The organism is Streptomyces brasiliensis (assembly GCF_014647875.1).
GTDB classification, from domain to species: Bacteria; Actinomycetota; Actinomycetes; order Streptomycetales; family Streptomycetaceae; genus Streptomyces; species Streptomyces brasiliensis.
Genome location: NZ_BMQA01000052.1, coordinates 14,924 through 34,350, shown reverse-complemented (window position 1 = coordinate 34,350; position 19,427 = coordinate 14,924). Strand labels below are relative to the sequence as shown.

Genomic DNA, 19,427 nt, shown 5'->3' with positions numbered 1-19,427 from the left:
CATGGAGCACCCCGAGGACGCGCGACGCGACGTGCTGGACGCACAGCCATCGGAGAACACGGCTGTGGCCCACGACCGCCGCTGGGCCGGAAACCTGCACAGCGCGGTCCGCTGTGCGGCTGCGCTGCTCCTGACGCTGTTCCTCATCGACTGGGGTGCCGGCAGCCTCTCCTGGTGGCGCAGTGCCCTGTGGGTCACGCTCGCGTGGCTGCTGTTCGTGGTGCTCTTCCCGGCGCGGGTCCGCGCGGGTGAGGGCTGGCTGAGCTCCCGCCGCCTGCTGCGCACCCGCCGGGTCCGCACCGACCTGCTGGTGTCGGTGCGCTGCCTGGACGGCGTCGCCCAGCGGCTCGTCCTGCGCGACTCCTTCGGCGAGCGGGTCGAGATCGACCCCCAGGTCCTGGTGGACAACCCCGACCTCTGGTACCGCCTCGACGAGGACGCCCGGAAGTCGGAGTCGGCCGGGATCCTGCTGTGCGGGACGACGGCGCTGCACCGCGTGTCGGAACGCATCGACCGGGTGACCGCGCAGAACGTGTTCAGGGCGTCCGGGCTGGAGTAGCCGCGCGCCGGGACCGCTCAGCGGCGGAGCGCCGGTCCCGACGTGTCCAGGGCCGCCCCCGCGTGGTCGGCCAGCGTCACCGCGACCAGCCGGGCCTGGAGCGGGGGCACCGGTCCCGGGCCCGAGGTGAGCATGAAGCGGCCGAGGTAGTGCTCGTTGCCGTACGCCCTCAGTTCGATCTCGCCCTCGGGCCAGCCGGCAGTGTCCACGTCCCAGTTGCGGCGGCCGGTCGTGACACCGCCGTCCTGCTCCAGGCGCGGCGGTTGCCCGAGGAGCGTGCCGTACTCGAAGCGGCAGCCGCGCAGGCCGAGGAGTTCGGTCAGTTCGCGGCGGACGTGGTCGACCACGGTGTCGCCGGACCGGGCGGACTGGACGAGGTCGGCGGTGGCGTGGATGCGCGCGAGATAGCCCGCGTCCGTCACCGTGATCACCTCCAGCCGCCGGGCACGCATGGCGAGCTGGGACACGATCAGGCCGACCGCCAGCAGCAGGACGGCCGTCTCGACGTCGGCGGAGGCGGTGATGTCGAAGGTGTTGTACGGGCGGGTGAAGAAGAAGTCGAACCAGGCGGCCGCGGACAGGGCGGCGACGGCGCCCGCCGTACGGCTGCCCAGCGCGGCGACCGCGACGACCACCACGACGAGGACGAGGGCGGCGTTGGTGTGTGACAGGTGCGTGCGGAAGGGCACGAGGACGAGCGCGACCAGGAACGGGGCGAGGAGGCTCGCGACCAGGGCGACGCGTTCGCGCGGCGGCCGGACCGCCGGCCGCTGACGGCCCGCGGAACGGTAGGGGCTGCGGATGCCGGTCACGGTGCTCACGGGGCACCTCCTACGCTCTGCGCACCCTGCGGATGCGGCTGTGGTTCGGGTTCGGCCGCCTCGGCCAGGGGCAGCGAGACGACCATGGTCAGCCCGCCGCCGGGGGTGTCCTCGGGGGTGAGCGTGCCGGACATGGCCTCGGTCAGCCCGCGGGCGAGCGCGAGCCCCAGGCCGAGTCCGGTGGTGTTGTCGGTGTCGCCGAGCCGCTGGAAGGGCTCGAAGAGGCGGTCCCGGCCCGTCGCCGGCAGCCCGGGCCCCCGGTCCACGACACGGAGTTCCGCCCGCTCCGCCAGCACGCTCGCGGTGATCAGCACCTTGGTGCCGGGCGGGGTGTGGCGGTCCGCGTTGCCTGCCAGGTTGGCGATGACGCGCTCCAGCAGGGGCGGGTCCGCCAGCACGGCAGGCAGGTGCTCGAGGTCGCCGTGGACCTCGACCCCGGGAATGTCCGCGAGCGCCGCCGGGAGGACCTCCTCGAGTCCGGTGGGCCGCAGGTTCAGCGTCAGCGCGCCCGCCTCGAGGCGGCTGAGGTCGAGGAGGTTCTCCACCAGCCGGCTCAGTTTGGCCATGGACTCTTCGGCGGTGGTGAGCAGTTCCTCACGGTCCTCGGCCGAGAACTGGACCTCGCTGCTGCGCAGGGAGGTGACTGCGGCCCAGCCCGCGGCGAGCGGAGTGCGCAGGTCGTGTCCGACGGCTCGCAGCAGCGCGGTACGCATCCGGTCGGCGGCCCTGACCGGCTCCACCTCGGCGGCGGCCTCGGCGAGCCGGGCCCGCTCGACGGCGGAGCCCACGTGCGCGGCGAATGCGGCCAGCACCCGCCGCTCGGACGAGGACGGCGTACGGCCGCGCAGGACAAGGTGGTTGCCGGGCCCGGCGGGCACGACGGTCGTCCCCTGGCTGTCGCCGGCCCCTTCGCCGGCCCCATGGGCATCGGGCGGTTCGTGGACGAGTTCCGCGGAATCCATGCCGAAGGTCTCGCGGGTGCGCTCCAGCAGGGCCGGGATCGTCTGCCCACCGCGCACGATGCTGCCCGCCAGCGAGGACATGGTCTCCGCCTCGGCGGTGGCCCGGGCCGCGCGCCGCGACAGGCGCAGTGAGCGGTCGACCACGGCGGCGACCGTAGCAGCCACCACCGCGAACACCCCGAGCGCCAGCAGGGCGTTGGGATCGTTCAGCGTGAACTGCCCGATGGGCGGTATGAACCAGTAGTTGAGCAGCAGTGAGGCCGTGACCGACGCGATCACCGCGGACGTGACCCCGCCGATGCAGGCCACTCCGACCACGGTGAGCAGGAACAGCAGGGCCTCGCTGGTCAGATTCAGGGTGCCGCGCACCTGGGCCAGCACGAAGGTGAGCAGCACCGGCAGCACGAGCCCCGCGACCGGGCCCGCTATCAGGCGCCGGGTGGACAGGGTGCGCCGCCGGGACGGCAGCAGGGTGCCGCGCCCCGCCCGCTCGTGGGTGACCCGGTGGACGTCGATGTCCCCGGACAGCTCGGTGACGGTCTCTCCCGTGCCCGGCCCGGTGAGGAACCGCTCCAGACGGCCGCGGCGGCTCGTGCCGAGGACGAGCTGGGTGGCGTTCTCGGCCTGCGCGAAGTCCACGAGGGCGGTGGCCACGTCGTCGCCGACGACCGAGTGGTAGCTGCCGCCGAGGTCCTCCACGAGCCTGCGCTGCCGGGCCAGGGAGGCGTGCGAGACACCGGCGGCGAGCCCGTCGCTGCGCGCCACATGCACGGCGAGGAGATCGCCGCCCGCGGACCGGTCGGCGATGCGGGCGGCCCGCCGTACGAGCGTGTCGCCCTCCGGGCCGCCGGTCAGGGCGACCACCACCCGCTCCCGGGTCTCCCAGACGCCGCCGATGGCGTGCTCGGCCCGGTAGGTCTGGAGCGCCTCGTCGACGCGATCGGCCACCCACAGCAGCGCCAGCTGTCGCAGCGCGGTCAGATTGCCGGGGCGGAAGTAGTTGGCCAGGGCCGCGTCGACCTTCTCGGGGGCGTAGATGTTGCCGTGGGCCATGCGGCGGCGCAGGCCCTCGGGCGGGATGTCGACGAGTTCGATCTGCCGGGCCCGGCGGACGACCTCGTCCGGCACCGTTTCGTGCTGCGGCACCCCGGTGATCTTCTCGACGACGTCCCTGAGGGATTCCAGGTGCTGGATGTTGACCGCGGTGATGACGTCGATGCCGACGGCGAGGAGTTCCTCGATGTCCTGCCAGCGCTTGGGCCGGCGGCCGCCGCCGGGCACGTTGGTGTGCGCGAACTCGTCCACGATCGCGACCTGGGGGCGGCGGGCGAGGACGGCGTCGATGTCCATCTCCTCGAACTCCCCGCCGCGGTAGCCGCACCGCAGCCGGGGCACGACCTCCAGACCGTCGCACATTGCCTGGGTCCGCGGCCGGCCGTGGCACTCCACGAACCCGACCACCACATCGGCGCCGCGGGACGCACGCCGCCGTGCCTCGTCGAGCATGCGGTAGGTCTTGCCGACCCCTGGTGCCGCTCCGAGGTAGACCTTCAGTCGTCCGCGCGGTACGTCGTTCATCACCTCACAGACAAGCGCGCCCCGGGGGCCCCGGCAGCGGTCTTGACGCGTCCCTGGCGCCGCTGACGTGGAAGTTGACACCGCTTTGACGGGCCGCGGCCGGACAAGGTGAAGGCGGTGTGCCGGGAGGTCTGTTCGGCCGGGGAGCCATGGTGGCTCCCGATCGGGCCCCAGGGAGGCGGCATGCGCAGCGTCGGGACGGTTCTCGCACTCGTGGTGCCGGCCACGGTCGTGGCGATCTTCGCCCGCCGATGGCGGACGCCCGCGCCGTCCCTGCTGGTGGTCGCGGGCCGCGCCGTGGCGCTGCTGCCGGGTGCCCCGGAGATCGGGAGCTGTCGGAGCTGGAGGCCGCACCGGGCGTGGTCCTCGACCGGCTCCGCCGCGGTCTCGACGCGCGCCGGACGTTGCCCGCGACCGCCTGGCCGAGGGCAACGGCAACGACGCGCCCGTCCAGCCCGCCGACCTGGTCCACCGCCGACTGCGCGCGACCTGATGCCAGTGGAGACGGCCAGACTGCAACGGCTCTACGCCGAGCACGCGATCAGCGGCACCACCCGCAGATGCCTCCAGCGGTCCCTGGACCTGGAGGAGGCGAGACTCGCGGACGCGTGAGGCCGCGGGCTCAGCGGAACTCGGCCAACCGGGGGCGCAGACCGAGTCCGGTGAGCCCGGCGGCGAGCAGCAGCAGACCGCAGGTCCAGGGCAGTTGGCCGGTGAGGTCGGAGCGGCCGGCCGCGACCGACGACACGTAGTGGGCCCGGTTGATGCCGGTGACCTCGTCCAGAGCGGCCATCCACGCCCCGAAGTGCGCGTTGGAGGTCCCCGGCTCCCAGCCCATGCAGAACTCCGCGGCCTCCCGCTCCCTGCCCTCCGCGAGCAGAGCCCGGATCTTCCGGTCGTCCCGCTGGTACACGGCGTAGGCCTCCACCGTCCTCTCGGCGGCGGCCCGCTCGCCGTCGAAGGTGATGTTGTCGAGCTCGCGCCGGAACTCGCCGGTGAAGCGCAGGTCCCGGTGATCGGTGCGATAGGCGTCCCAGGTGGTGGCGAGTTCGGCGTCGTACGTCGAGAGCGTGGCCCCCTCGATGCCGTACAGCCGCTGGGACTTGGCGAGGAACGACGCCTCGTACCGGTCGCGGCGACCGGGGTCGAGGAGGTAGCGGCTCTCGTCGGCGTTGGCGTCGTAGGCGATGGCCCGCGCGCGCGAGAGCGCGACGACGGAGTCGAAGGCGTCGTGCCGGGCCACGCGCAGGTGCTCCGCGGAGGCGGACAGCACCTGCCCGCCCAGGATGACGGCGGTCAGCACGCAGACGGTGGCGGCCAGGACGCCGGGGTTGACGATCCGCCGGAAGCGCCAGGTCAGATACCACTGCAGAGCGCCGAGGACGACGAGGAGCAGCAGCCCAAGGACGAGGACGACGGTGAGCTGGGTGGCGAGGGTGGAGCGGGCGGAGGCGTACTCAGTGTCGAAGGCCGCGTTGTTGGAGGACACCAACTCCCGGGATGCGGGCAGGAGTCCGCTGTCCAGCAGGTCGGTGGCGGTGCGGTAGTCGGCGAGCGCGGCCTGCTTGCCGCCGCGGCGGCCGTCGTTCTCCAGGGCGCGGCCGATGAGTTCCTGGTATGCGGCGAAGTCGTCGTTGAGGGACTCCACGGTCTTCTCGTCGGCCCTGTCGCCCTGGGCGGCGACCGCGAGGGCACGCAGGTCGTGGCCGATCTCGCGGCGGGCGTCGGCGTAGAAGCCGACGGCCTTGCGGTACGGCGTCCACAGCCGTCCCTCGCCCGCGTCACCGCTGGACAGCAGGATGTTGGCCGCTTGCGCGTCCATGTCGTCCAGGGCCAACTCGAGGCCGGCGGCGCTGGTGGTGCGGGGTGCGTCGCGCTGGGACACGGCGTCCCAGGTGCTGTTGGTGGCGAGCCCGGCCGCGAGCAGCAGCACGGCCAGAGCGGCGGCGAGCAGGACCGTGGCCGCGCGCAGGAGGCGCAGTCGCGCGGGCACTGTGGCCCAGTAGCGGCGGCGCAGAGCGGCCCGCGCGGCCACGGTCTGTCGGCGGCGGGGCGACCCCGGCCCGTCCGTCCGCGGCTCCCCTCCCGGCCGCGGTGCGGGCCGGCCACCGGACGGGGCGGCCACTGGCCGTGGCCGCGCGCCGGCCTCCGTCCGAGGCTCGTGCGATGTACCGGCCGTGATGGTCACGGTCCCTCCCACTCACGCCACGGACGGTCGCCCGCCCCCCATGCCGACGAGTCTGCGACCGGATCCGGCCACACCCGTTCGGCCTTGACGCGCTTCTGACGGCTTCTCATGTGGGTTTGACACGACCTTGATGGCACCGGCGAACGGGCCGTACGAGAACCGCAAAGGTCCGTGCTGAGCAGGGAGGCCGGACCCCCGTCCGGGGATAGGTTCACGGTCGGCCGCCCGAAGAGGCCGCGGGCGTCAGCGGCCTCACGGCTGTGGAATCCCCTGTCCGACACGGATCGGGGGCGGCCGGGCGCACGGCGTCCGCGTCGTCGTCCCTCACCGGGCGAGCGTGCGCAGCCGTGCGGTGCCGGGCTCCGGCACCGCACGGTCCCCGCGGCCACCGTCACCCCTGTCACCCGAAGGTCTCCATGTTGCGCGCCGCTCCAGAGCAGGCCCAGCCGTCCCGTCCGCAGCGTCCCTCCCGGCCCGTGCCGGACAAGGGACCGAGACGCCGCACACCGAGCGGCCTCTTCGAACCCGCCCAGCTCGTCCTCTCGTTCCCCGACGCTCTGCGCAAGCTGCACCCGCGGACCCTGGTCAAGAACCCGGTCCTGTTCGTGGTGTCCGTCGGTGCGGCCCTGACCACCGTGTCCGCGCTGCTGCACCCCGCGGTCTTCACCTGGGTCATCAGCGTCTGGCTGTGGCTGACCGTGGTCTTCGCCAACCTGGCCGAGTCGGTCGCCGAGGGTCGCGGCAAGGCGCAGGCCGATTCCCTGCGCAGAGCCCGTACCGGCACGGTGGCGCTACGGCTCCTCGACTGGCGCTACGGCACGAACGTGCACACCGCCCGCACCGAGGCGGTCGCCGCCACCGAACTCAAGCCGCTGGACGTCGTGCTCGTGGAGGCGGGCGAGACGATCCCGGCGGACGGCGACGTCGTCGACGGCGTCGCGGCCGTGGACGAGTCGGCGGTCACCGGCGAGTCGGCGCCCGTGATCCGCGAGTCGGGCGGCGACCGCAGCGGCGTCACGGGCGGCACCAGGGTCCTGTCGGACCGGATCGTCGTCCGCGTCGGCGCACGTCCGGGGCACAGCTTCCTGGACCGGATGATCGCCCTCGTGGAGGGCGCGTCGCGGCAGAAGACGCCGAACGAGATCGCCCTGAACATCCTGCTCGCCTCGCTGACGATCATCTTCCTGCTGGTCGTCGTGACGCTCCAGCCGATGGCCGGGTACGCCGACGCGGCCCAGTCGACGACCGTGCTCGTCGCGCTGCTGGTCACGCTCATCCCGACGACGATCGGCGCCCTGCTGTCCGCGATCGGCATCGCGGGCATGGACCGGCTGGTGCAGCGCAACGTCCTCGCCATGTCGGGCCGGGCCGTCGAGGCCGCGGGCGACGTCAACACCCTGCTGCTCGACAAGACCGGCACCATCACCCTCGGCAACCGCGCCGCCGCCGCGTTCGTGCCGCTGCCCGGTGTCGACGAACCCCGGCTCGCGCAGGCGGCCCAGCTGTCCTCACTGGCCGACGCGACGCCCGAGGGCCGCTCCATCGTCGTGCTGGCCAAGCAGCGGTTCGGGCTGCGGGCGCCTGTGGAGGGCGAGCTGCCGAACGCCCGCTGGGTGCGGTTCAGCGCGCAGACCCGGATGAGCGGCGTCGACCTGCGCTGGGACGACGGCGCGGTGTGCGCGATCCGCAAGGGGGCCGCCCAGCAGGTGATCGAGTGGGTACAGATGTACGGCGGCCATGTCCCGCCCCAGGCGCGCATGTTCGCGGACACCGTGGCCGCGTCCGGCGGTACGCCGCTGCTGGTGGCTGTGCACGACGGGGACGGGCCGCGCGTGCTCGGCCTGGTCCATCTGAAGGACGTCGTCAAGGACGGCATCCGGGAACGCTTCGCGCAACTGCGCCGGATGGGCATCCGCACGGTCATGGTCATCGGCGACAACCCCGTCACCGCCCGGGCGATCGCCGAGGAGGCGGGCGTCGACGACTTCCTCGCCGAGGCCACTCCCGAGGACAAGCTCGCGCTCATCAAGCGCGAGCAGGCCGGCGGCAAGCTCGTCGCGATGACCGGTGACGGCACCAACGACGCTCCCGCGCTGGCACAGGCGGACGTCGGCGTGGCGATGAACACGGGCACATCGGCCGCCAAGGAGGCCGGCAACATGGTCGACCTCGAATCCAACCCGACCAAGCTCATCGAGATCATCGAGATAGGCAAGCAACTCCTCATCACCCGGGGGGCGTTGACCACCTTCTCCATCACGAACGATGTCGCCAAGTACTTCGCGATCCTCCCGGCGATGTTCGCCGGCGCCTACCCGGGACTCGACGTGATGCGCCTGCACAGTCCGACCTCCGCGATCGCCTCCGCGATCATCTTCAACGCGCTGATCATCGTGGCGCTGATCCCGCTCGCGCTGCGCGGCGTGCGCTACACCCCCTCCTCGGCGCACGACCTGCTGCGGCGCAATCTGCTCGTGTACGGAGTCGGCGGTCTGGTGCTGCCGTTCGTGGGCATCAAACTGATCGACCTGCTGATCTCCGGGGTGCCGGGTCTCGGCTGAACCTCGACAGCGGCCTGCCGTCCGTCAAGAGCGCGTATGCACACGTCAGAAGGCCGTCAGAGTACGGCACGTCCGCTTGTCCGGGGTGTGCGCAACGGCTTCCATGGGACCTGTGAACAGCGCCTGGCTCCTCTTCGACCGGCCGCCGAGTCCCGCTCGGCCGCTGCGTCGTCCGCCGCGCTGCCCGGAAGCGCCCGCGTCCCGCTGACGCGCCTTCGCCTTCCGTGACCCGCGAGGCGCCGTGACTCCGTCCGGCGTCCCTCTTCCTTCCCCTTCACCCGGCACGTCCGCCGCCCCCGCACGGGGCCGCGGCGCATGCCCGCAACCCCGGATGGGATCATGTCCGACTCCAGCCTTTCGTCCTGCACCGTCCTGGTCACCGGAGCAACCACCGGCATCGGCCACGAGACGGCGCGGCAACTCGCCGAACGCGGTGCCACCGTGCTGCTGCACGGCCGTACCGCCGAGGAGGCGCTGGCCGCCGCCGACCGGCTCGTCGCCACCGCCGGCATCGACGGCGGCCGACTGTGCACGTACGCCGCCGCCGACCGGCTCGTCGCCACCGCCGGCATCGACGGCGGCCGACTGTGCACGTACGCCGCCGACTTCACGCACCTCGACGAGGTCGAGAGCCTCGCGCACAAGGTGGTCGCCGAGCACCCGCACCTGGACGTGCTCGTGAACAACGCCGGCATGGCCGCGCCGGAGCGGCACACCGTCACGGCGGACGGCAACGAGATCGCCTTCCAGGTCAACTTCCTCGCCCACTACCTGCTCACCTGCCTGCTCGAGCCGGCGCTGACCAGCGATCCGGGCGGCCGGGTGGTCAACGTGTCCTCCTCGCTGCACCGCACCGCGTCCATCCAGTGGTCCGACCCGAACCGGGCCCGCCGCTACTCCCGGCTCGCCGCGTACGCCCAGGCACAACTGGCCCTCACGGTGTTCGCGGCCGACCCGCGTGTCACGGCCGTCTCGGTGCACCCGGGTGTCTGCGACACGGCGCTGCTCTCGCTCTACGCGCACGAGGGCGTCTCGCCCGCCGAGGGCGCCACCCACGTGGTCCGGCTGTGCGACCCGGCCGTCGAGATCGTCAACGGCGCCTACTACGACCGCGCCGAGCGCGTCGGCCCGGCCCCGGCGGCGACCGAGGACCGCACGGTCAAGCGCCTCAACAAGGTGTCGTAGGTCATGACGCTCGGTGTCCGGTTCCGAGACATCCGACCGACGCCACCCCTACAGCCCAAGCCCCTGCTTTCGCCTCATCACGCCCGCTTCTTGATGCGCTGCCATCGCCTGTCCGGCCATTCTTAACGGAAGCTTGACGTCTATGGACCCTCGATCCGTGGGCCTATACGTCACGCTCTGTTTAACCTGGTGCGGCCGTCCGCGTGATGGCCGGGAACATACTGAGCCGCACAAGGAGCAGGCCGATGGCCACGACCGAACACCACCCGCCTCCCAGTCGCCTGCGCGCGTGGATGCTGGAAGGTCTGTCCGACATGGGCAAGGCCGGCGGTCGTCAGGGGCCACACGCCGAGCCGCAGCCGGCGCACGAGGGCCAGCGCTGGTGGCGGGTGATGTGCCTGACCGGCGTGGACTACTTCTCGACCCTCGGCTACCAGCCCGGCATCGCCGCCCTGGCGGCCGGTCTGCTGTCGCCGATCGCGACCATCGTGCTGGTCATAGTCACCCTGGCGGGCGCCCTGCCCGTCTATCGTCGGGTGGCCGAGGAGAGCCCGCACGGCCAGGGCTCCATCGCCATGCTGGAGCGGCTGCTGTCCTTCTGGCAGGGCAAGCTGTTCGTGCTGACGCTCCTCGGCTTCGCCGCCACCGACTTCCTGATCACGATCACCCTGTCGGCCGCCGACGCCTCCACCCACCTGGTGGAGAACCCGCATCTGACCGGCGTCCTGCACGGCCACCAGATGGAGATCACCCTGTTCCTGATCGCCCTGCTCGGCGCGGTGTTCCTCAAGGGCTTCCTGGAGGCCATCGGCGTCGCAGCCACCCTGGTCGGCATCTACCTCGGACTGAACGTCGTCGTGGTCGTGAGCGGCCTGTGGCACGTGCTCACCGCCGAGCACGTGGTCACGGACTGGACCTCCGCCCTGACCACGGAACACGGCAACATCTTCGTCATGATCGGCTTGGCCCTGATCGTCTTCCCCAAGCTCGCGCTCGGCCTCTCCGGCTTCGAGACCGGCGTAGCCGTCATGCCGCACGTCGAGGGCGATCCGGGTGACACCGAGGAGAAGCCGACCGGCCGGATCCGCGACGCCAAGAAGCTGCTGACCACTGCGGCCCTCATCATGAGCGGCTTCCTGATCACCACCAGCTTCATCACCACGCTGCTCATCCCGGAGAACGAGTTCAAGTCCGGCGGCCAGGCCAACGGCCGCGCGCTCGCATACCTCGCGCACGAGTACCTGGGCAACGCCTTCGGCACCGTCTACGACGTCTCGACCATCGCGATCCTGTGGTTCGCCGGCGCGTCCGCGATGGCGGGGCTGCTCAGCCTGATGCCGCGCTATCTGCCCCGCTACGGCATGGCCCCGCACTGGGCCCGCGCGGTGCGCCCCATGGTCATCGTTTTCACCCTGATCGCCTTCCTGGTCACCTGGATCTTCGACGCCAACGTCGACGCCCAGGGCGGTGCGTACGCAACCGGTGTCCTGGTCCTGATCAGCTCGGCGGCGATCGCAGTGACCATCGCCGCGCGCAAGGCCGGACAGCGCCACTGGTCCATCGCGTTCGCGGTGATCTCGGCGGTGTTCCTGTACACGACCGTCGTGAACGTCATCGAGCGACCCGACGGTGTGAAGATCGGTGCCTGCTTCATCGCGGGCATCATCCTGGTCTCGCTGCTGTCCCGGCTGGCGCGGGCCTTCGAGCTCCGCGTGACCAGCGTGTCGCTCGACCCGATGGCGGAACGTTTCGTCCGTGACATGGCCAGTCGCAAGATGCGCTTCATCGCCAACGAGCCCGACCGCAGGGACAAGGCCGAGTACCGCGACAAGGTCGAGCAGATCCGGCGGGACAACGAAATGCCGGAACAGGAGGACTTCATCTTCGTCGAGGTCACGGTCACCGACCCCTCCGAGTTCGAGGCGAGCCTGACCGTGCGTGGCGAGGTCATGCACAACCGCTACCGCGTCCTGACCCTGGAGTCCGCCTCCATCCCGAACGCCCTGGCGGCGTTGCTCCTCCACGTCCGCGACGAGACGGGCTGCACCCCGCACATCTACTTCGAATGGACCGAGGGCGGCCCGTTCGCCAATTTCCTGCGCTTCTTCCTGTTCGGTCAGGGCGAGGTGGCCCCGGTGACCCGAGAGGTCCTGCGCGAGGCGGAACCGGACCCCGCCCGGCGCCCGCGCGTCCACACGGGCTGAACCTCCGACGAGCGATCGGGCCGACGGGGCGAAGGGGATGCCCGAGCTGCGAGGGCGACCGGCACCGCACGGGCGGCAGCGCGAGAGCACCCCGGCACCGTTACGGCGTTGCACCCCACAGGCGGTGCTCAGGGAGTCGGGGGCTTACCTGACGAACCCCCGCCGTGCCGGGCGTGCCACCACCCGGCCGTAGCTCAGCCGCCCGCCCACCTCCACCCGCAGGACTGCCGGTGTCCCCGGATCACCGGCCGGCCGCGCCTTGATCTTGGCATAGCCGATGACCAGCGAGTCGGTGTCCACGACGACGCCCGGCCGGGTCACCAGACGCAGCGTGCCTCCGCGCATGTCCAGGTCGATGCGCAGGGTGTCGTGGGTGATCACGGCGCGGGTGAAATCGAGCGTCACATCGCCCCAGGCCGAGTCGATCTCCATGCGTCGCGGCACCACCCAGCCCTCGCCGCGCACGGCGGAGCCGCCCTGCTGCTCGATGCGGGCGACGTCCTTGACCCGGGTCGGCCCGGCCGTCGCGGGAAGGTCCGCCGTCAGCGCGCCCAGCTCCGCCTGCGTGCGCGCCGAAAGCGCGGCCTCCACGCGCTCGTCGAGTTCAGCGGCGGACAGCCTGCCGTCCCCCGCGGCGGCGGTCAGGACATCCACCACGTGGTCCCGGTCCGCATGGGAGGCCCTCAGCTCGGGCGACGCACCCGGAGGCACGAGTTCAGCCGACATACCCTCACTCCGATCGGTCTCCACAGCCACGGCCACACATTAACGCTATATCGCGTTATACCCAACGGTCGGCCCCATGTCCACGGTTCCCGCCACCGGCCCTATCGTGACCGGCATGCAGTCCTACACGATCGGCCAGGCGGCGCGGCTGCTCGGCGTGAGCCCGGACACCGCCCGCCGCTGGGCCGACGCCGGCCGGGTGACCACCCATCGCGACGAGGCCGGGCGGCGTCTCATCGACGGCCGGGACCTCGCCGCGTTCTCGGTGGAGCTGGCCAGGTCCGGGACAGGCGACGAGGACGCGCCGTACACCTCGGTCCGCAACGCGTTCCCCGGGATCGTCACCGCGATCAAGCTCGGTGACGTCGCCGCCCAGGTGGAGATCCAGGCGGGCCCGCATCGGCTGGTCTCGCTGCTGACGCGGGAGGCCGTCGAGGAACTCGGCCTGGAGGTCGGCATGGAGGCCACCGCCCGCGTGAAGTCGACGAACGTGCACATCGACCGCGTCTGAGCGGTGGCCCCGCCGCTCAGGACCTGACCGAGTAGGAGTGCGCCCCGGTCCCGGCGAGCGCGCCGCCGTCCACGATCAGGTACTCGTCACGGACCGGCCGCCGCGCGAACCACGACTCCAGGATCTCCCGCGTACCGGCCGCGTACCGCGCCTGCGCCGACAGCGACGAGCCGGAGATGTGCGGGGTCATGCCGTGGTGCGGCATCGTCCGCCAGGGGTGGTCGGCCGGGGCGGGCTGCGGGTACCACACGTCACCCCCGTACCCCGCCAACTGCCCACTGCGCAGCGCCCGGTCGACGGCGTCCCGGTCGACGATCCGGGCCCGCGCGGTGTTGATGAGATAGGCGCCGCGCTTCATCGTGCCGAACAGTTCGTCCCCGAACAGCCCCTCCGTCTCCGCATGCAGGGGAGCGTTGACGGTCACGACGTCGCAGAACGGCACCAGCTCCGCCGCGCTCTCGTGGAAGGTCAGCCCCAGCTCCTCCTCCACCTCGCGCGGCAGCCGGTACCGGTCGGTGTAGTGCAGCTTCACATCGAACGGCGCGAGCCGCCGCAGCACCGCGAGCCCGATCCGCCCGGCGGCCACCGTGCCGACCTGCATGCCCTCCAGGTCGTACGAACGGGCCACGCAGTCAGCGATGTTCCAGCCGCCGTCGAGGACGACCCGGTGCGAGGGCAGGTAGTTTCGCACCAGTGAGAGGATCGTCATCACCACGTGCTCGGCGACGCTGATGCTGTTGCAGTACGTCACCTCGGCGACCGTCACGCCATGCGCGATGGCGGCGTCGAGGTCGACGTGGTCGGAGCCGATGCCGGCGGTGACGGCGAGCTTGAGATTCTTGGCGGCTGCGATGCGGTCCGCCGTCAGGTAGGCGGGCCAGAACGGCTGGGAGACGACGATGTCCGCGTCCACCAGCTCACGGTCGAAGACGGACCCGTCGCTGTCCTTGTCGGAGGTGACGACGAGGGTGTGCCCGGCCTTCTCCAGGAAGGACCGCAGACCGAGTTCACCGGAGACGCTGCCCAGCAGATGGCCCGGAGCGAAGTCGATCGCCTCGGGTGTGGGCGTGGTCTGGCCGCCCGGGTAGTGGTCGATGACGGGGAGGTCGTCACGGGCGTACGCGGTCGGGTATCCGTCGGTCGGGTCGTCGTACAGGACGCAGAGCACCTTGGCCATGGTCGCGGCTCCTCAACTGCCTTGTGGGAAGGTGCGTTTCACGATCCTCGCGGGCGAACGCCCAGGTCAAAGCGAATCTGGTTATGCCGGGATAGCCCGCGGCTATCAGCCGTGGCCGTCCAGGTAGGTGCGCAGCAGGTCGTCCAGCGCGTCCCGCACCCCGGCCTCCCGCGCCACCGTCACCAGCGCCTCGGCGAGCACCGGCCGGGGTTCGCTGCGGGCCACGACCAGCCCGATCCGCGGCCCGTGCGCCGGTCCCGTCAACGGCACCACCCGCATCCCCTCCGGTACTCCGAACATGTGCAGCCACGCGTGCGAGATCACGCTGGACCAACGCCCGCCGGACAGATGCGCGTACAGCCCGGCCACGCTGTCCGACTCGATCGCCGCCTCGGCCGTGGCGCCGTCGGCCGCGAAGCACTCGTCGACGATGCGGCGGTTGCGCATCCGCGGGCTCAGCAGGCACAGCGGCAGGGCGGCGGCCTGAGCCTCGCCATGGACGCGCCGGCGAGCGGACCGTCGACGGGGGTGAGCAGGACGTACCGCTCCTCGTACAGCGGAAAGGGCCGCACGTGCCGCAGCGCGTCGTCGTCCAGGTACGTCATCGCCGCGCCGAGCTCGAACTCGGTGAGCCCGTGGGTGATGTCGGCCGACGACAGCGACTCGAGGGCGACCCGGGCGCGTGGATGCCGGTCGCAGAACGGGGTGGTGAGCAGCGAGGCGGCGGGCAGCGCGGTGGGCACGACCCCCAGTCGCAGCGTGCCGCTGAGCCCGCCGCGCAGTGCCGACAGCTCCTGGCGCAGCCCGTCCCGCTCGGCGAGGATCCGGTGTGCCCACGCCAGCACCATCTCGCCCTCCGGCGTCAGCCCCTCGTACCGTCTGCCGCGCCGCACGATCGGCACGTCCAGCTCGTGTTCGAGGCGGCGTATCGCGGCCGACAGCGAGGGCTGCGAGACGTAGCAGACGGCCGCCGCCCGCGCGAAGTGGCGCTCCCGGGCGAGGGCGACGAGGTACTCCAGCTGACGCAACAGCATGCATGGCCTCCGCGGACCACAGGACGGTTCGACCGGCCCGCACCGAGGACCGCCGCACGCCTCACGCGGTCGCCGCCGCCTCCGGCTGCCGGTAACGGTAGGCGCCGTCCACCCGGATCGCGTTGATGCCGCTGATGTGCCGGGCCCCGCAGCGGTCCTGCGGGAGCACGAGCTGGGGTCCGGCCCGGTCGAGCGCGGTGTCGTCGATGCTGACGGCGAGCAGGACAGGGGCATGGGCGAAGTCCGGGTCGATCTCGGCCCAGGACAGCAGGACATGGTGCCCGTCCGTCCCCGCGAGGGCGATGAGGAAGCGCAGCCGGTCCTTGCGCCGGGCCGGGTCGAAGCGGGGTCCCGCCTCGGCCAGGACGTCGTACAGGCGCGGACCGGCGAACGTGTGGTGCTGGATTCCACTGGTGGCGCACTCGAAGGCGACCTTCACCTGGTGCTGGGGCCAGCCGAGCAGATCCGGCACGGTCAGACGGGCCGGTCGGGCCAGGTCGCCGGTCAGAGCGACTTCCGCGAGCGTCACGTGCCACCACCTCCCGGATGACGGTACCCGGAGGAGGGCACCGTACAAACGCACATGCATACCCAAGTCGGCCATTGACCCAGCTCATGCGATGTGAAAGAAGACTTCTACCTAGCAGATGCGGCAGTATCATCATCACCACACGGTCCCAGCCCGGCCGTGGAAGGGCGCGACAGTGTTTCCCGAAGACTCAGAGGAGTAGATCCGTGATGACCCGTTCCGCGCGCCGGACCCGACGAACGCTGCAGGTGGCCGGTGCCGGAGTCGCCGCCCTGCTGGCCCTGAGCGCCTGCTCCTCCTCCGACGATTCGTCCTCGTCGGGGTCCTCGGGCACGTCCGACGCCTCGTCCTCCGCGTCACCGAAGCTGTCCGGAACCGTCACCGTCTTCGCCGCCGCGTCGCTCAAGGAGAGCTTCACGGCGCTGGGCAAGGAGTTCGAGAAGGAGCACCCGGGCACCAAGGTCACCTTCAACTTCGGCGGCAGCGACACCCTTGCCGCGAGCATCACCGGCGGCGCCCCGGCCGACGTCTTCGCCGCCGCGAGCCCCAAGACGATGGCGATCGTCACGGACAAGGGCGACGCGTCCGGCACGCCCGCCACCTTCGTCCGCAACCAGCTCGAGATCGCCACCCTGCCCGGCAACCCGGACAAGGTCGCCTCTCTGAAGGACCTCACCAAGTCCGGTCTGAAGGTCATCCTGTGCGACAAGACCGTGCCGTGCGGCGCCGCCGCGCAGAAGGCCCTGGAGGCGAGCGGACTGAAGCTCACCCCGGTGTCGTACGAGCAGGACGTCAAGTCCGCCCTCAACAAGGTGGTCCTGAAGGAGGCCGACGCCGCGGTCGTCTACAAGACCGATGTGAAGGCGGCGGGTGGCAAGGTGGAGGGCGTGGAGTTCCCCGAGTCGGCCAAGGCCATCAATGACTACCCGATCGCCCTGCTGAAGGACGCTCCGAACGCGGCGGCGGCCAAGGAGTTCATCGCGCTGGTCCAGTCCGCCGAAGGGCAGCAGGCCCTGAGCGAGGCCGGGTTCCTCAAGCCGTGACGACGCTCGACAAGTCCGGTGCCGCGGCCGACACCCTCACGGGCGGCCCGCGGCGCCGGCGCGGCCGGAGGACGGTACCGCTCCCCCTCCTGCTCCCCGGTGTTCTGGCGCTGGCCTTCCTGCTCCTCCCACTGATCGCCCTGCTCCTGAGGGCCCCCTGGAGCAGCCTGCCCGATCAGCTGACCAGCACCGAGGTGTGGCAGGCCCTCCAGCTGTCCCTCGTCACCGCGACCGCCGCGACCGCCGTCAGCCTGGTCCTGGGCGTCCCCCTGGCCTGGTTGCTGGCGCGCACGGAGTTCCCGGGGCGCGGTCTCGTGCGCGCCCTGGTGACCCTGCCGCTGGTCCTGCCGCCGGTGGTGGGCGGTGTGGCGCTCCTGCTGGCCCTCGGCCGCAACGGCGTGGTCGGCAAGCTGCTGGACTCCTGGTTCGGGATCACGCTGCCCTTCACCACGGCGGGCGTCGTGATCGCCGAGGCGTTCGTGGCGATGCCGTTCCTCGTCATCAGCGTCGAGGGCACCCTGCGCGCGGCCGACCCCCGCTTCGAGGAGGCGGCCACCACCCTGGGCGCCTCCCGCTTCACCGCGTTCCGCCGGGTCACGCTCCCACTCATCGCCCCCGGCATCGCGGCGGGCGCGGTACTGGCCTGGGCCCGCGCACTGGGCGAGTTCGGCGCGACGATCACCTTCGCCGGCAACTTCCCCGGCCGCACCCAGACCATGCCCCTCGCGGTGTACCTGGCCCTGCAGAACGACCCCGAAGCGGCGATCTCCCTCAGCCTGGTCCTGCTGGCCGTCTCCATCGCGGTCCTGGCGGGTCTGCGGGATCGATGGATGACGGCGTCGTGACGGCGGTCGGCACGCGGCGACGGACATGCGCGGAGCAGCCCGCGCCGGTCATGACATCAGTCGGTACGACACGACGGGCACGCGAGACGAGGCGCGCGACTGGCCGCCGTACACGCGGGAGTGGGCCGGTCACTCGGCCTGCGGTGTGCCGGCGCAGGGTCGCCGACGCCCGGATACCGCGCCCGACGGCCGCTCACAACGCCGCAACCGGAACCGCACGAGCCGCCGCGACCGTACGACGCCCCCACCTCTCCCCACGCGCCGCCTCGTCCCACCCCGCCCGGCAACAGACCCGCCGCGCCACCCACCGCCGTACGATCGCCGGTGCGACCGCGTCCGCCCCCGGGGCCCCGGCACTCTCCACCTCACCCCACACTCCCCCGCCCACCTCCTGGATGTGCGCCCCATGACCCACACCGACGACACCACCGCCGGCCTCGCCGCCGCAGGCGACCGCGCGCGGGGTGACGGGCTGGACGCCCGGCTCGTCGTCGACCGCGGGGTGTTCCGGCTCGACATCGCGCTGCGCGCGGCGCCCGGTGACGTCGTGGCGTTGCTGGGTCCCAACGGCGCAGGAAAAACCACGGCGTTGCGCGCGCTCGCCGGGCTCGTCCCGCTCACCGGAGGTCATCTACGGCTGGACGGCGCCTCGTTGGATCGCACTCCGCCTGAATCCCGGCCCGTCGGCGTCGTCTTCCAGGACTATCTGCTCTTTCCGCATCTGTCCGCACTGGACAACGTGGCCTTCGGGCCGCGCTGCCACGGCGCGAGCAAGGCGGAGGCCCGCGCCCTGGCAGCGGCGTGGCTGGCGCGGATGGGTCTCGCCGAGCACGCGGGCGCCAAGCCCCGCCGCCTCTCCGGCGGTCAGGCCCAGCGCGTCGCCCTGGCCCGCGCCCTGGCCACGAGCCCCCGGCTGCTGCTCCTGGACGAGCCCCTGGCCGCCCTCGACGCCCGCACCCGCCTCGACGTGCGGGCCCAACTACGGCGTCATCTGGCCGAGTTCGAGGCGGTGGCCGTGCTGGTGACGCACGATCCGCTGGACGCCATGGTGCTCGCCGACCGGCTGGTCGTGGTCGAGGACGGCCGGGTCGTCCAGGAGGGCGGCCCGTCCGAGATCGCCCGGCATCCGCGCACGGACTACATCGCGCAACTGGTGGGCCTGAACCTGTACCGGGGCCGCGCCGAGGGCCACACGGTCGCGCTGGACGCCGGCCCCGCCATCACCACGACCGAAGAACTCTCCGGCCCGGCGTTCGTGGCGTTCCCGCCGGGTGCCGTCACCCTCTACCGGGACCGGCCCACCGGGTCGAGTGCCCGCAACCTCTGGCGCTGCGAGGTGGCGGGGATGGAGACCCACGGCGACCAGATCCGTGCGGACCTCACCGGCGAACTCCCCCTCGCCGCCGACCTGACCACGGTCGCCGCCGCCGAACTCGACCTGCATCCGGGCGCAGCGGTCTGGGCAACGGTCAAGGCGACGCAGACCCACGCATACCCGGCATAA

15 protein-coding genes and 1 pseudogene are annotated in these 19,427 nt (G+C 71.9%); 9 read left to right on the top strand and 7 right to left on the bottom strand.

Translation table 11 applies throughout. From position 1 onward, the window contains the following. The first annotated feature begins 1 nt into the window (after position 1). Positions 2–559 carry a hypothetical protein gene (locus IEZ19_RS39405; protein WP_229841334.1) on the top strand — a complete coding sequence of 186 codons (558 nt, stop codon included), beginning with the start codon at positions 2–4 and terminating at the stop codon, positions 557–559. Positions 560–576: 17 nt separating this feature from the next. Here the strand turns inward: IEZ19_RS39405 and IEZ19_RS39400 are convergent, their stop codons facing one another. Both IEZ19_RS39400 and IEZ19_RS39395 read right to left on the bottom strand, forming a co-directional pair. After that, a complete protein-coding gene (locus IEZ19_RS39400) occupies positions 577–1,380 on the bottom strand; it encodes a DUF4118 domain-containing protein (protein ID WP_308429057.1) in 804 nt (267 codons plus the stop codon). After that, complete coding sequence (locus IEZ19_RS39395; RefSeq protein WP_189316203.1) at positions 1,377–3,920, bottom strand: ATP-binding protein; 2,544 nt, start codon at positions 3,918–3,920, stop codon at positions 1,377–1,379. Before IEZ19_RS39395 ends, IEZ19_RS39400 begins: the two co-directional genes overlap by 4 nt. Before the next feature lie 183 nt (positions 3,921–4,103). Between IEZ19_RS39395 and IEZ19_RS39390 the strand changes: the two genes are divergently transcribed. After that, entirely contained in the window at positions 4,104–4,532 is a 429-nt protein-coding gene (locus IEZ19_RS39390; protein WP_229841333.1) for a hypothetical protein, read from the top strand. A gap of 10 nt (positions 4,533–4,542) precedes the next feature. On the opposite strand, the gene IEZ19_RS39385 is transcribed toward IEZ19_RS39390, so the two are convergent. Then, on the bottom strand, positions 4,543–5,955 hold the full coding sequence (locus IEZ19_RS39385; protein ID WP_189316202.1) for a GlnX family signal transduction membrane protein: 1,413 nt from the start codon (positions 5,953–5,955) through the stop codon (positions 4,543–4,545). 569 nt (positions 5,956–6,524) lie between these two features. Between IEZ19_RS39385 and kdpB the strand changes: the two genes are divergently transcribed. From kdpB to IEZ19_RS39370, 3 genes are all read left to right on the top strand, one after another. Continuing rightward, positions 6,525–8,669, top strand: coding sequence for a potassium-transporting ATPase subunit KdpB (kdpB, locus tag IEZ19_RS39380; RefSeq protein WP_189316201.1), 2,145 nt, complete (start codon positions 6,525–6,527; stop codon positions 8,667–8,669). Between the two features lie 339 nt (positions 8,670–9,008). Then, positions 9,009–9,854, top strand: coding sequence for an SDR family NAD(P)-dependent oxidoreductase (locus IEZ19_RS39375; protein ID WP_189316200.1), 846 nt, complete (start codon positions 9,009–9,011; stop codon positions 9,852–9,854). Between the two features lie 245 nt (positions 9,855–10,099). Next, positions 10,100–12,058: an APC family permease gene (locus tag IEZ19_RS39370; protein ID WP_189316199.1), complete on the top strand. Its 1,959-nt coding sequence runs from the start codon at positions 10,100–10,102 to the stop codon at positions 12,056–12,058. Between the two features lie 144 nt (positions 12,059–12,202). Here IEZ19_RS39370 and IEZ19_RS39365 read toward each other — a convergent pair whose 3' ends face one another. Beyond that, a complete protein-coding gene (locus IEZ19_RS39365) occupies positions 12,203–12,784 on the bottom strand; it encodes a DUF1707 SHOCT-like domain-containing protein (protein WP_189316198.1) in 582 nt (193 codons plus the stop codon). Positions 12,785–12,899: 115 nt separating this feature from the next. Between IEZ19_RS39365 and IEZ19_RS39360 the strand changes: the two genes are divergently transcribed. Further along, the gene (locus IEZ19_RS39360; protein WP_189316197.1) at positions 12,900–13,295 is read left to right on the top strand and encodes a TOBE domain-containing protein; all 396 of its coding nucleotides are present in this window, start codon (positions 12,900–12,902) and stop codon (positions 13,293–13,295) included. A gap of 16 nt (positions 13,296–13,311) precedes the next feature. Here the strand turns inward: IEZ19_RS39360 and IEZ19_RS39355 are convergent, their stop codons facing one another. The 3 genes and pseudogenes from IEZ19_RS39355 to IEZ19_RS39345 form a co-directional block, all read right to left on the bottom strand. Beyond that, positions 13,312–14,472, bottom strand: coding sequence for an NAD-dependent formate dehydrogenase (locus tag IEZ19_RS39355; RefSeq protein ID WP_189316196.1), 1,161 nt, complete (start codon positions 14,470–14,472; stop codon positions 13,312–13,314). 105 nt (positions 14,473–14,577) lie between these two features. Continuing rightward, a pseudogene (locus IEZ19_RS39350) lies at positions 14,578–15,506 on the bottom strand (LysR family transcriptional regulator). A gap of 61 nt (positions 15,507–15,567) precedes the next feature. After that, positions 15,568–16,035, bottom strand: coding sequence for a molybdopterin-dependent oxidoreductase (locus IEZ19_RS39345; protein WP_229841331.1), 468 nt, complete (start codon positions 16,033–16,035; stop codon positions 15,568–15,570). A gap of 209 nt (positions 16,036–16,244) precedes the next feature. Here IEZ19_RS39345 and modA point away from each other — a divergent pair, with 209 nt between their 5' ends. The 3 genes from modA (at position 16,245) to IEZ19_RS39330 (ending at position 19,427) form a co-directional block, all read left to right on the top strand. Next, a complete protein-coding gene (gene modA / locus IEZ19_RS39340; protein ID WP_189316195.1) occupies positions 16,245–17,078 on the top strand; it encodes a molybdate ABC transporter substrate-binding protein in 834 nt (277 codons plus the stop codon). Then, on the top strand, positions 17,075–17,923 hold the full coding sequence (gene modB / locus IEZ19_RS39335) for a molybdate ABC transporter permease subunit (protein WP_189316194.1): 849 nt from the start codon (positions 17,075–17,077) through the stop codon (positions 17,921–17,923). The genes modA and modB overlap by 4 nt, the downstream gene beginning before the upstream one ends. 406 nt (positions 17,924–18,329) lie before the next feature. After that, positions 18,330–19,427: an ABC transporter ATP-binding protein gene (locus tag IEZ19_RS39330; protein ID WP_189316193.1), complete on the top strand. Its 1,098-nt coding sequence runs from the start codon at positions 18,330–18,332 to the stop codon at positions 19,425–19,427.